This window comes from Enterobacter sp. JBIWA003 (genome assembly GCF_019968825.1).
Classification (GTDB): Bacteria; Pseudomonadota; Gammaproteobacteria; order Enterobacterales; family Enterobacteriaceae; genus Enterobacter; species Enterobacter quasiroggenkampii.
Genome location: NZ_CP074170.1, coordinates 850759 through 864280, shown reverse-complemented (window position 1 = coordinate 864280; position 13522 = coordinate 850759). Strand labels below are relative to the sequence as shown.

Annotated in this window: 11 protein-coding genes; all 11 read right to left on the bottom strand. The window is 54.3% G+C overall.

The genetic code is table 11. The features are described 5' to 3' along the window. Nucleotides 1–2: 2 nt before the first annotated feature. The 11 genes from mraY to leuO all read right to left on the bottom strand — a co-directional run bounded on the left by mraY (nt 3) and on the right by leuO (nt 12802). A complete protein-coding gene (mraY, locus tag KGP25_RS04125; RefSeq protein ID WP_008501985.1) occupies nt 3–1085 on the bottom strand; it encodes a phospho-N-acetylmuramoyl-pentapeptide-transferase in 1083 nt (360 codons plus the stop codon). Beyond that, on the bottom strand, nt 1079–2437 hold the full coding sequence (gene murF, locus KGP25_RS04120; protein WP_223540019.1) for a UDP-N-acetylmuramoyl-tripeptide--D-alanyl-D-alanine ligase: 1359 nt from the start codon (nt 2435–2437) through the stop codon (nt 1079–1081). Before murF ends, mraY begins: the two co-directional genes overlap by 7 nt. Further along, nucleotides 2434–3921, bottom strand: a complete 1488-nt coding sequence (gene murE / locus KGP25_RS04115; protein WP_223540018.1) for a UDP-N-acetylmuramoyl-L-alanyl-D-glutamate--2,6-diaminopimelate ligase — start codon at nt 3919–3921, stop codon at nt 2434–2436. Before murE ends, murF begins: the two co-directional genes overlap by 4 nt. After that, nucleotides 3908–5674, bottom strand: coding sequence for a peptidoglycan glycosyltransferase FtsI (locus KGP25_RS04110; protein ID WP_045907793.1), 1767 nt, complete (start codon nt 5672–5674; stop codon nt 3908–3910). The genes murE and KGP25_RS04110 overlap by 14 nt, the downstream gene beginning before the upstream one ends. A gap of 15 nt (nt 5675–5689) precedes the next feature. Further along, on the bottom strand, nt 5690–6055 hold the full coding sequence (gene ftsL / locus KGP25_RS04105; protein WP_008501989.1) for a cell division protein FtsL: 366 nt from the start codon (nt 6053–6055) through the stop codon (nt 5690–5692). Next, entirely contained in the window at nt 6052–6993 is a 942-nt protein-coding gene (gene rsmH, locus KGP25_RS04100; protein WP_223540017.1) for a 16S rRNA (cytosine(1402)-N(4))-methyltransferase RsmH, read from the bottom strand. Before rsmH ends, ftsL begins: the two co-directional genes overlap by 4 nt. A gap of 2 nt (nt 6994–6995) precedes the next feature. Next, on the bottom strand, nt 6996–7454 hold the full coding sequence (gene mraZ / locus KGP25_RS04095) for a division/cell wall cluster transcriptional repressor MraZ (RefSeq protein ID WP_021240528.1): 459 nt from the start codon (nt 7452–7454) through the stop codon (nt 6996–6998). Between the two features lie 600 nt (nt 7455–8054). Next, the gene (cra, locus tag KGP25_RS04090; protein ID WP_008501993.1) at nt 8055–9062 is read right to left on the bottom strand and encodes a catabolite repressor/activator; all 1008 of its coding nucleotides are present in this window, start codon (nt 9060–9062) and stop codon (nt 8055–8057) included. 179 nt (nt 9063–9241) lie between these two features. After that, a complete protein-coding gene (gene ilvN / locus KGP25_RS04085) occupies nt 9242–9733 on the bottom strand; it encodes an acetolactate synthase small subunit (protein WP_063620771.1) in 492 nt (163 codons plus the stop codon). Nucleotide 9734: 1 nt separating this feature from the next. Next, nucleotides 9735–11459 (bottom strand): acetolactate synthase 3 large subunit, encoded by a 1725-nt coding sequence (gene ilvI / locus KGP25_RS04080; RefSeq protein WP_045907791.1) that lies wholly within the window; start codon nt 11457–11459, stop codon nt 9735–9737. A 380-nt stretch (nt 11460–11839) separates the two neighbouring features. Next, the gene (leuO, locus tag KGP25_RS04075) at nt 11840–12802 is read right to left on the bottom strand and encodes a transcriptional regulator LeuO (protein ID WP_275430302.1); all 963 of its coding nucleotides are present in this window, start codon (nt 12800–12802) and stop codon (nt 11840–11842) included. Nucleotides 12803–13522: the final 720 nt, after the last annotated feature.

Below are 13522 nucleotides of genomic sequence, written 5' to 3'. Positions count from 1 at the left end.
GATTAACGTACCTTCAGCGTTGCCAGGCCAATCAGCACCAGCATCAGCGAAATAATCCAGAAGCGCACAATGACGCGCGGCTCCGGCCAGCCTTTCAGTTCATAGTGGTGGTGAATCGGCGCCATACGGAAGATGCGCTGGCCGCGGAGCTTGAAGGAGCCGACCTGCAAAATCACCGACAGCGTCTCAACCACAAACACGCCGCCCATGATCACCAGCAGGAACTCCTGACGCAGCAGCACGGCAATAATGCCCAGCGCGCCGCCTAACGCCAGTGAACCGACGTCACCCATAAAGACCTGAGCCGGATAGGTGTTGAACCACAGGAAGCCAAGCCCCGCGCCGACAATCGCCGTACAGACGATCACCAGCTCACCCGCGTGGCGCAGATAAGGGATGTGCAGGTAGTTCGCAAAGTTCATGTTACCGGTCGCCCATGCCACCAGCGCAAAACCGGCGGCGACAAAGACGGTTGGCATAATGGCCAGGCCATCCAGACCGTCGGTCAGGTTAACGGCGTTACCGGTGCCGACAATCACAAAGTACGCCAGCAGAATGTAGAACAGACCCAGCTGCGGCATCACGTCTTTAAAGAACGGCACGACCAGCTCGGTCGCTGGCGTGTCTTTCCCTGCCAGATACAGCGCGAAGGCCACGCCCAGCGCGATCACCGACATCCAGAAGTACTTCCAGCGGGCAATCAGGCCTTTGGTGTCTTTACGGACGACTTTGCGGTAATCATCGACGAAACCAATGATCCCGTAACCCACCAGAACCGTCAGCACACACCAGACGTACGGGTTGGACGGGTACGCCCACAGCAGTACGGAAACGACGATGGCAGTCAGGATCATTATCCCGCCCATGGTCGGGGTACCGCGCTTGCTGAAGTGCGATTCCGGGCCGTCGTTACGCACAACCTGGCCGAAAGAAAGCTTTTGCAGACGGGCAATCATGCGCGGGCCCATCCACAACGAGATGAACAGCGCAGTCAGCAGGCTGACGATGGCGCGAAACGTCAGATAGGAAAAGACGTTAAAGCCTGAGTAATATTTGACCAAATGTTCGGCCAGCCAAACTAACATGTCCCGTTCTCCTGTAATGCGTGCACAACCTCTTCCATGGCGGCACTACGTGAACCTTTCACTAACACTGTCACAATTTGTTTTTCTGTTATTAATGCCTTAAGGCGCTCAATCAACGCGGCTTTATCGGCAAAATGCTCGCCAACGCCGCTGGCCTGGCTAATCGCCTGGCTCAGTTTTCCTGCGCTCAGTACACAGTCCAGCCCCGCCGCTTTCGCCGCTTCACCGACCTGGGTATGACAGGCTTCGCTTTCGTCGCCCAGCTCTGCCATGTCGCCAACCACCATGATGCGGAAGCCCGGCATTTCAGATAACACCTGCACCGCCGCCGTCATCGAGCCAACGTTCGCGTTGTAGGAGTCATCCAGCAGCAGCTTGTTTTCCGAAAGCTGAATCGGGAACAGGCGTCCCGGCACGGCTTTCAGGTTCGCCAGCCCGGCTTTGATTGCCTCATGTGAAGCGCCCACCGCCGTTGACAGCGCCGCCGCCGCAAGGGCATTGGCGATGTTATGGCGACCCGGCAGCGGCAGCAGCACCTCCACGCCACCCGTTGGGGTGGTGAGGGTGAACTCAGTGCCGTGCGACGTCACATGGATATTGGTCGCCGTAAAATCACTGTTGGCCGCATTTGGCGAGAAGCGCCAGGTTTTACGCGCACCAATGATGCTCTGCCAGTTCAGCCAGTCGTTGTTATCGGCGTTCAGAATGGCGATACCGTTTTCCGGCAGGCCGGTGTAAATCTCGCCTTTTGCTTTTGCCACGCCTTCCAGCGATCCAAAGCCTTCCAGGTGCGCAGCCGCAAGGTTATTCACCAGCGCCGCTTCCGGGCGAGTCAGGCTCACGGTCCAGGCGATTTCACCCTGGTGGTTTGCACCTAACTCGATCACCGCATACTCGTGCTCTTTGGTCAGGCGAAGCAATGTCATCGGCACGCCGATGTCATTATTGAGGTTGCCCGCGGTATAAAGCGTATTGCCGCACTGGCTGAGGATCGCAGCCGTCATCTCTTTCACTGACGTTTTGCCTGAAGATCCGGTCAGGGCGACGACGCGAGCCGGCACCTGCTGACGAACCCAGGCCGCCAGCTCGCCGAACGCGAGACGCGTATCTTTCACCACAACCTGCGGCAGATCGATATCAAGCTTGCGGCTGACCAGCAGCGCACCGGCGCCGTTCTCTTTGGCCTGTTCAGCAAAATCATGCGCGTCAAAACGCTCGCCTTTCAGCGCCACGAACAGACAGCCAGCGGTGACTTTGCGGGTGTCCGTCGTCACGGCATCAATGGTCAGGTCTTGCCCGTGCAGGTCGCCGTGCAGTACCGCAGCGGCCTGGCTTAACGAGAGGCTAATCATGCGACGACTCCCAGCAGGCGAGCTGCCGTTACGCGATCCGAGTAATCCAGACGGCGGTTGCCAACGATCTGATAATCTTCATGGCCTTTACCCGCCAGCAGAACAACATCATTCTCCTGTGCCTGCATGATGGCGTTCGTCACGGCTTCCGCCCGGCCTTCCACGACGCGCGCGCGGCCCGCATCCAGCATGCCCGCCAGAATGTCATTAATGATGGCGCGCGGCTCTTCCGTACGCGGGTTGTCATCGGTGACAACCGGAATATCTGCGAACTGTTCCGCAATAGCGCCCATCAGCGGGCGTTTGCCTTTGTCACGATCGCCGCCGCAGCCAAACACGCACCAGAGCTTACCGGTACAGTGCAGGCGCGCCGCTTCCAGCGCTTTTTCCAGCGCATCCGGCGTGTGGGCATAATCAACCACAACGGTCGGTTTACCCGGCGCGCTAAACACTTCCATACGGCCACAAACTGGCTGCAGACGCGCGGCGGTTTTCAGCAGTTCATCCATCGGGTAACCCAGCGCCAGCAGCGTTGCCAGCGCCAGCAGCAGGTTGCTGACGTTAAACGCCCCCATCAGGCGGCTTTCAATTTCGCCTTCACCCCAGGAAGAGGCAAAGCGGATGGTCGCCCCGCTGTCGTGATAATTCACCTCAACCGCCTTCAGCCAGCGGCCGTGGCAGTTCGGATTGATATGGTCTTCCATCGATACGGCAACCGCATCCGGCAGCTTCGCCAGCCAGCGGCGGCCGACTTCATCGTCGGCATTGATGATCGCCTGACCACAGTGGTGAGTGGAATAGAGCAGCCATTTTGCGGCTTCGTAGTGCTCCATATCACCATGATAATCAAGATGATCGCGGCTCAGGTTGGTAAACACGGAGGCGGCAAATTTCAGCGCCGCGACGCGGTGCTGTACCAGACCGTGCGAAGAGACCTCCATCGCGGCAAAGGTTGCGCCCTGCCCTGCCAGTCCGGCAAGCACGTGCTGTACGTCAACCGCGGAGCCAGTGGTGTTTTCCGTCGGGCTCACTTTGCCCAGCAGACCGTTACCCACAGTCCCCATCACCGCGCCGGTTTCACCCAGCAGCTGAGCCCACTGCGCCATCAGCTGCGTGGTGGTGGTTTTTCCGTTCGTACCCGTTACGCCAACCAGGCGCAGCTGGTCGGAAGGTTCGTGATAAAAACGTCCCGCCAGTGCGGAAAGACGTTCATTTAACTGGCTGAGATAGATGACCGGCACGCCGTGCATTTCACGGATCTCACCGTCGCTTGCCTCATCTTTAGCCTCAGCAATAATGGCAGCCACACCTTGCGCAATCGCCTGCGGGATATAACGACGCCCGTCCGCCTGATGACCGACCACCGCCACAAAAAGATCGCCAGAAGCAGCCACGCGGCTGTCCAGTACCATCTCTCGCAGTGCTCGCTCCGGTGCATTTGGCACCCACGGAGCGAGAAGGTCGCGCAAATTACGATCTGCCACCTGTACCCTCGCCTTGATTAATTACAAATTCACTTTTTTCGCCCGTCGCCAGCGCATCCGGTTCAATGTTCATGGTGCGTAACACGCCGCCCATGATGGCCCCGAACACAGGCGCGGAGACGGCGCCGCCGTAGTATTTACCCGCCTGTGGATCGTTTATCACGACCACCAGTGCAAAACGCGGATTGCTTGCAGGCGCAACGCCTGCGGTATAGGCAATGTATTTGTTGATGTAGCGGCCGTCTGGCCCCACTTTTTTCGCTGTACCGGTTTTAATGGCGATACGATAGCCTTTAATCGCCGCCTTCACGCCGCCGCCGCCCGGCAGCGCCACGCTTTCCATCATATGCACCACGGTACGAACGATGGATTCCGGGAAGATACGCTCGCCCGGGACCGGTGGATCAACTTTGGTAATCGACAGCGGGCGATAAACGCCATAGCTGCCAATCGTTGCGTAGACTCGCGCTAACTGTAACGGGGTTACCATTAGCCCGTAGCCGAAAGAGAAGGTGGCCCTCTCTATGTCAGACCACCGTTGTTTTTGAGGATATAAGCCACTGCGTTCTCCGACCAACCCCAAATTGGTCGCCTTTCCCAGTCCAAAACGTGAGTAAGTCTCTACTAACGCTGAGGACGGCATCGCTAACGCCAGCTTTGAAACACCGACGTTACTCGACTTCTGTAACACCCCGGTCAGGGTCAATTCGCTGTAGCGCGCCACGTCTTTTATCTCGTGGCCGTTAATACGGTATGGGATGGTGTTCAGAACCGTGTTTTCATTGACGATGCCGCGCTGGAGCGCGGTCATCACCACCATCGGCTTCACCGTGGAGCCAGGTTCGAACACGTCGGTAATCGCCCGGTTACGCATGGCATCTTTTGCGGTGCCGGTAAAGTTGTTCGGGTTGTAGGACGGACTGTTGGCCATCGCCAGCACTTCACCGGTGCTGACATCCACCAGCACGGCGCTGCCTGACTCCGCCTTGTTGAACGCCACGGCGTTGTTCAGCTCGCGGTAGACCAGCGCCTGCAGGCGCTCGTCGATACTCAGGGCCAGGTTGTGCGCTGCCTGACTGTCCGTAGAGGAGATATCTTCGATGACGCGCCCGTAGCGGTCCTTACGCACGATTCGCTCGCCCGGCTGACCGGTGAGCCACTTATCGAAGCTTTTTTCAACGCCCTCAATCCCCTGGCTGTCGACGTTGGTGAAGCCAATGAGGTGAGCGGTTACTTCGCCGGATGGATAGTAACGACGGGATTCTTCACGCAGATGAATGCCCGGTAGCTTCAGTTTGCGAATGTAGTCCGCCATGTCAGGGTTAACCTGACGCGCCAGATAGATAAAACGCCCTTTCGGGTTCGCGTTAACGCGGGAGGCCAGCTGATCCAGCGGCATTTTCAGCGCATCAGCCAGCGCTTTCCAGCGGTTATCAAGGGTAATGCCACCGGCGTCGTGCAGCTCTTTCGGATCGGCCCAGATAGCCTTCACCGGTACGCTCACCGCCAGCGGACGACCGGAGCGGTCGGTGATCATCCCGCGGGACGTGGAGACCTCCTGAACGCGCAGAGAGCGCATATCGCCCTGGCGTACCAGCATGTCAGGGGCGACGATCTGCAGCCAGGCCACGCGGCCCAGCAGAAAACCCAGCGCCAGTAAAATGCAGCCGCAAAGCAACGCAAAACGCCAACTGATAAAGTTGGCCTGTTCTTCCTGACGTTTTGGTTTTAGCGTTTTTGCCGCTGCTTTCATGCGTCGCGTTTTCCCTTATTTTTGTACTACGATATTTTCCTGTGAAGGATCAACATGCTGCAGCTGCAGCTTTTCCGTTGCGATCCGTTCAACCCGGCTGTGATCGCCGAGCGCGTTTTCTTCAAGGATCAGATTTCGCCATTCAATATCCAGCGCATCGCGTTCCAGTACCATCTGCTCGCGTTGCGCAGTCAATAAACGTGTATGGTGGGCTGTCGTCACCACCGTTACTGCCGTGACAATGATGCAAATGAACAGACAGAGTGGCAGTTTCCCAAACCGCAAAAGATCGTCGCCGATCACGCCAGGCAAGGCATGGCGCTCGTTGCTTCCTAACGAATCCTTAACTTTGCTTAGGGTCTCTGTCACTCTGCCGATCATGCGTTCGTCCTCTCTGCAACACGCAGCACTGAACTACGGGCGCGTGGATTCTCTGCCACTTCTTCTTCGCCCGGCATCAACTTGCCTAATGCTCGCAACTGACGGCCACCCAGCTTTCTGAGTTGTTCTTCCGTCATCGGCAGCCCCGCTGGCACCTGTGGACCGCGGCTTTGTTCACGCATAAAGCGTTTCACAATACGGTCTTCCAGCGAATGGAAGCTGATGATGGATAACCGCCCACCCGGGGCAAGCACGTCGAGCGAGCTTTTTAGCGCCAGCTCTATTTCCTCCAGTTCACTGTTTACCCAGATGCGAACCGCCTGGAAGGTGCGGGTCGCGGGATGTTTGTGCTTATCCTTCACCGGGGTCGCTGCCGCGATCACCTCGGCCAACTCTTTGGTGCGGGTCATTGGCTCAATGCGGTTGCGCTCAACAATGGCGCGCGCAATACGTTTGCCAAAACGCTCTTCGCCAAACGTTTTGATGACCCATGCAATATCGGCTTCGTCAGCGGTCTGTAGCCACTCGGCGGCGGATTGTCCGCGCGTCGGGTCCATCCGCATGTCCAGCGGACCATCACGCATAAAGGAGAAACCGCGCTCAGCGTCGTCAAGTTGGGGTGAAGAGACGCCAAGATCGAGAAGAATCCCGTCGATCTTGCCCGTCAGGCCGCGCTCAGCCACATAGTCCGCGAGCGCAGAGAAAGGTCCATGCACGATGGAAAAGCTTGGGTCATTGATGGTCTGTGCAACGGCAATTGCCTGGGGATCGCGATCGATTGCCAGCAGACGTCCCTCCTCACCCAGCTGGGAGAGGATCAAACGCGAGTGGCCACCGCGACCAAATGTGCCATCAATGTAGATGCCATCCGGACGAATATTCAGGCCGTTAACGGCCTCGTCCAGTAACACCGTTTTATGTTTATAATTTTCCATCATATTTATAGAGACAAGTCCTGCAGTCGTTCCGATAATGTCGCGGAATCAGACTGCTCAGCGTCGATATCTTCCTTGACCTGTTGATACCAGGTCGTTTCATCCCACAGTTCAAACTTGTTGAACTGCCCGACCAGCATCACTTCTTTTGTCAGACCGGCATGTTGCCGCAACACAGGGGCAATCAGTAATCGCCCTGCGTTATCCATCTGACATTCACTGGCATGTCCCAATAACAGCCGCTGCACGCGGCGTTCCTGCGGGTTCATGCTCGACAGTCGCGACAGCTTTTGCTCAATAATTTCCCATTCAGGTAAGGGGTAAAGCAGCAGGCAGGGGGAGTTAATGTCAATGGTGCAAACCATTTGACCCGCAGCGTTCTCAATCAGCTGGTCGCGGTATCGGGTTGGTACCGATAAACGCCCTTTGCTGTCGAGATTGACTAACGTTGCTCCACGGAACATGCCAGTCTCACCCCTCCTCACCACTTTAACCCACAAATTCCCACCTAAAGGAGTTTACGGAGCGAGGGAAAAGCTTGTCAAGCCAGGACTCTCCGTATAAGGACTCGAAAGCCCTCTATTTACAGAGTTAAACAGTCCTGGTTAATAACTGCACAACTGGCGAGGCAAAATTAACGTTATGAATATTTGTAAGAAAAAAACCGAATATGCACACTAGCGTTAAGGCTCACTCAATATCATCGCAGATAAATATAAAGTGTCAGTTTGCGACGCGGGCAGCATTTTATGACAGATTCTCAGGGGATGACAGCGCCAGATTCACCCAGGCACACGGTAAGCGCAGTGGTTAGCACGTAAGCTGGCAAAGGAAGAGGAAAAAACGTCTGAATATTCATCGACCGAAGAGGGTTTGTAACAAAATAATACAAAGAATACCGTTTAAAATCGCTGAGATGTTCTTTAAAGAACAATTTAAAAGCCAAAATGAATTAAGAAAAATAGGCGATTATGATCTCACAAGAATTATCCTAATTTCTCTCCGGGAATTATCCGCACGAATTATCGTAGCAAAATGGGGCAGATTTCGCCGCCCCAGTCATTTCATTTTTGGCGGCTTAAAATTCCGCGATGGTAGAGATTACGTTTGATACGCGTCAGGCCCGGCTTTGGTTTGCGGGGTTCATCCAGACTCGCCAGCACAATCTCCAGCACGCGTTCAGCCACGTCACGGTGACGCTGTGCAACCGCCAGCACCGGGCACTGAAGGAAGTCGAGCAGCTCGTTATCCCCGAACGTGGCAATCGCCAGGTCGGAGGGGAGTTTACCTTCACGGCGTAAGGTGACATCCATGACGCCCTGCAAAAGCGCAAACGAGGTCGTGAACAGCGCCTGAGGCATCGGGTGGGTTTCCAGCCATTTCTCGAACAGCTGCGCGGCGGCTTCACGTTCGTAGCTGTTGGCATAGAGGTAGTGAACCTCGCGCGGATCGTCTTTCCAGGCGGTTCTGAATCCCTGCTCGCGCAGGAAGCTCACCGAAAGCTCGGGCAACGCGCCAAGATACAGCACCGTTTCCGCCGGGAACGTCCGCAGCTCTGCGGCCAGCATTTCGGCATCATCCTGATCCGCACCCACTACGCTTGTGAAATGTTCACGATCGAGCGCGCGATCCAGCGCCACGATTGGGAACGGGTCGTTCGCCCAGCGCTGGTAGAACGGATGTTCTGGCGGTAAGGAGGTCGAAACAATAATGGCATCCACCTGACGCTGGAGCAGATGCTCAATGCAGCGCATCTCGTTATCAGGCTGATCTTCCGAGCAGGCAATCAGCAGCTGATAGCCACGCTGGCGCGCCTGACGTTCAAGATAGTTGGCGATACGGGTATAGCTGGTGTTTTCCAGGTCCGGGATCACCAGACCAATAGAGCGGGTGCGCCCGGCGCGCAGACCGGCTGCGACAGCATTCGGATGGTAGTTATGTTCACGAACCACCGCCATAACTTTTTCAACGGTCTTGTCGCTGACACGGTACTGCTTTGCTTTACCGTTAATCACATAGCTGGCCGTTGTTCGTGACACGCCGGCTAGCCGGGCGATTTCATCCAGTTTCACAATTGCCCCTTAAAAAAAGAAAAGAGTCCATGGCCCTGTCAAGGTTATGGTTAAATCTTTTAACATCTAAACGCAGAAAAGCCTTCGCGGCAACCGCTTTTATCTGCGTTGTCGGCTGATTACGCAAAAAAAAGCCCGGCTTTGGTGACCGGGCAGAAAGAGGCGAACCTTTTTGACAACTAACGCATGATTTTCTCGCCGCGTGACAGCCCCACGACACCCGATCTTGCGACTTCAACAATTTTTGCCACATCCCGCACGGACGTCAGGAAAGCATCCAGCTTGTCACTTGTCCCGACCAGCTGAACCGTATAAAGAGAAGGCGTGACGTCGATAATCTGTCCGCGGAAAATATCCGCATTGCGTTTAACTTCTTCACGCCCGTAGCCGGTGGCCTGGATTTTCACCAGCATGACCTCACGTTCAACGTAGGCCCCCTGCCCCAGCTCGCTCACGCGCAGCACATCAACCAGCTTATGCAGCTGTTTTTCAATCTGTTCAAGCACTTTGGCGTCGCCAACGGTTTGAATCGTCATGCGCGACAGCGTGGGGTCCTCCGTCGGCGCGACGGTTAGGCTTTCAATGTTATAACCGCGCTGCGCAAAAAGACCAATGACGCGCGACAGTGCGCCAGACTCGTTTTCCAGTAAAACCGATAATATCCGGCGCATATCAGGTTCTCTCCGTTTTGCTTAACCACATTTCATCCATACCGCCCCCCCGAATATGCATCGGATAAACGTGTTCGGTTCCATCAACAATCACATCCATAAAGACAAGGCGGTTGTTTTTAACGTGCTCAAGCGCTTGTGCGAGCTTCGTTTCCAGCTCGGCCGGATCGGTCACTCGCATCCCAACATGGCCATAAGCTTCAGCAAGACGAACAAAATCCGGCAGCGATTGCATATAGGACTGCGAATGACGGCCAGAGTAAATCATATCCTGCCACTGCTTCACCATGCCGAGGTAGCCGTTATTCAGGTTCAGCACAAGAACCGGCAGCTCATACTGCAGCGCGGTAGACAGCTCCTGAATGTTCATCTGAATACTGCCGTCTCCGGTCACGCAGACGACGGTTTCATTCGGCAGGGCCAGCTTCACGCCCAGCGCGGCAGGCAGGCCAAAGCCCATGGTGCCTAAGCCACCCGAGTTGATCCAGTGACGCGGTTTATCAAACGGGTAATACAGGGCGGCAAACATCTGGTGTTGGCCCACGTCTGAGGTTACATACGCCTCACCTTTCGTCAGTCGCCACACCGCTTCGATGACCGCCTGCGGCTTAATGTTTTCGCTTTGCGTGTCATATTTCAGGCACTGACGCGCTCGCCACTGTTCAATCTGCTGCCACCAGTCGCGGATCTCATCCAGTGGCTGGGTCGCGTTCTCCTGGGTCAGCAGATCCAGCATCTGTTCCAGAACCTGACGAGCATCACCGACGATCGGTACATCAGCCGACACCGTTTTTGAAATGGACGTCGGATCGATATCAATGTGCAGCACGGTGGCGTTCGGACAATACTTCGCCAGGTTGTTGGTGGTGCGATCGTCAAAACGCACGCCGACGGCAAAGATCACATCGGAGTGATGCATCGTCATGTTGGCTTCATAGGTACCGTGCATACCCAGCATGCCGAGCGCCTGGCGGTGAGTGGCGGGAAACGCCCCCAGCCCCATCAGCGACGACGCCACAGGAAGGTTGAGTTTTTCAACCAGCTCACGAAGCTGGGCTTCACAGGCAGCGTTGATCGCCCCGCCGCCGACATAGACGACCGGTTTTTTGGCTGCCAGAAGCGTTTGCAACGCCCGCTTGATCTGTCCTTTATGCCCCTGCGTTGTCGGATTGTAAGAACGCATGCTCACCGAGTCAGGCCAGACGTACGGCAGCTTGTTTGCCGGGTTCAGAATGTCTTTAGGCAGATCGACCACCACCGGTCCCGGGCGCCCGCTTGCTGCCAGCCAGAAGGCTTTTTTCAGTACGCCGGGAATGTCTTCGGTTTGCTTGACCAGAAAGCTGTGCTTCACAACGGGACGGGAAATCCCGACCATGTCACACTCCTGAAAAGCATCGTAGCCAATCAGCGAGGTTGCTACCTGCCCGGAGAGGATCACCAGCGGGATAGAGTCCATATACGCCGTCGCAATGCCGGTAATGGCGTTTGTCGCGCCGGGGCCGGACGTGACTAAGACCACGCCCACTTCACCCGTCGCACGCGCCAGACCGTCGGCCATGTGTACAGCCGCCTGCTCGTGACGTACCAGAACATGGTCAATGCCCCCTACCGTATGCAGCGCATCATAAATATCCAGGACCGCGCCGCCAGGGTAGCCGAACACTTGCTTTACGCCCTGATCGATCAGCGACCGCACGACCATTTCCGCGCCAGACAACATCTCCATGCTTTGCCTCCAGGCATTTTGTTATAGACGGACTGCCGAATTCATTTCCGCACCGTCTTACGATCGGGATGAACCAATCTTATATTTTGCAGAGTGTTCTTTACCTTAACCGCTCGTTATGAGGCAGGCAATTAGCAAACCCGGGGAGATAAACGGTGCGTAAAGCAGAAAAAGCAGCCGTTAACTGAAGATATGGTTAATTCCTCTGGGAATAGAGGACGGTGTGATAAATCATCGCTGAAAAGCGGGGCAATGCAGGAAATCATCTATTTTTGCGTACCGAAGAGCGGCCCGAAAAAAATCGTCACAGAACAAAATAGTAATTATCTATAAAAACTCAGGATAAATCACACAATCCGATGCGATTTATCCTGATGCGTTTACCGGCGGCAGATACCGACCAGCAACTCTTCCATCCACTGGTGTCCCTTATCCCTTCCGGCCGCTTCATGCCAGGAGAGATAGCAGGTTCGGCTATTTAACTTAAGCGGCAGAGGCAAAATTTGCAGATTTAACGGGTCAGAAAACTCTTCTGCCAGCCAGCGCGGTGCAATCGCCACCAGATGTGTTTGGGAGACAACGTTTAATACGCTGACCATAGCCATCCCCTGATAAGCCACGCTCGCCTGCTTATCCGCAGAGTCATACCACGGCAGGCTAAAGGAAGCATATCTGTCGAGGGCAACAACGGCATGCTGCTCGTTATAGACATCATTTTCGCGTAGCGGATATTTCAGCCGAGGATGATTTTTACTGGCCACCAGAACCATTTCATCTTTAAACAGCGGTACGCAGGAAAATTCAGGACGACGGAACTCTTCATACCCCAGGACGAATTCAATCTCCTGATAGCGTAACTGATGCTCTGTACTTTGGTTCAAGGATGATTTAAAAACCAGATGGATATTTGGCGCGATCTCTTCGACTTTATTATAGATAATTGAGGTTAAATAATTATCTAATGGACTGCAGACACACAGATGAAATGTGCGCTCGCTGCTTAAAGGTTCAAAGCCCGATCCCGGCAGCTCGTTTTGTACCAGCTGCAACGCCTGACGGATTGAGCCGAACAGCTGGAATGCACGCGCAGTAGGCTGGATCCCTCTTCCGTAACGAACAAACAATTCGTCGTTAAACATGACCTTAAGCCTGGCAACGGCGTTACTCACAGCAGGTTGTGACATCCCCAACGCCTGGGCCGCGCGGGTGATATTCTGTTCCTGCATGACAGCATCAAACACCGTCAGAAGATTAAGATCCACCGTGCGTAACTGCGGTTTAATCCCATCAGTAGCTTGAGGTTGTTTAATATTATTTTCTGACACTTCTGACTCCACTGTCACGCTACACTCCCTTTGCTCACGTACGGTAATAATCTCGAAAAATATGATTTATCATGCAAATACGATCAGCGAAAGAGAATTATTTAAAATTCAGAATATATAAAGACGCTATACAAACGAAAAGAAAATAGCGCAAATGATATGTTTGACTTTAGGATTTAAATGAAACCATAAACCAAGCAAATACACAATGACCGCCAGATTAATGATGACTTAAGTATTATTAAACTGTTATCGCCACCGCTCATCAGTTAGTTAATAACATGTTACCTCTGTTCATTTTTTAGCGACGTGTAATAGATTCACCGTAATTATAACTTAATGATAGTAAACCCCTTTATGTACAGAATACTCTCTGTAACGCGCGTCACTCATTTTAAACAATTATATTTATTTATTTCTGCAACTGTTTTCTTCAGTCCAAAATTAGACAATTAGTCGGCTCGCAAAAGCCAAAACCAGCACAATTAGCTAACGTAAAATCCTGCCCGTTCCGCCCGTCGGGTCCGTTTTTATCGTCAGGGGTTGACATCAACTGCCGTATCCAGTACCACTAAAAGCATATTGAATTTAACGGAGCACGATTCATGATTCGCACCATTCGTTTCACCGGTCTACTACTACTAAACGCATCCACTGTGCGCGGTAGACTGGCGGGCGAAATTCAGCGTTGAATCGTCACCAGTAAGACTAAAAACCCGCGCCACTGCGCGGGTTTTT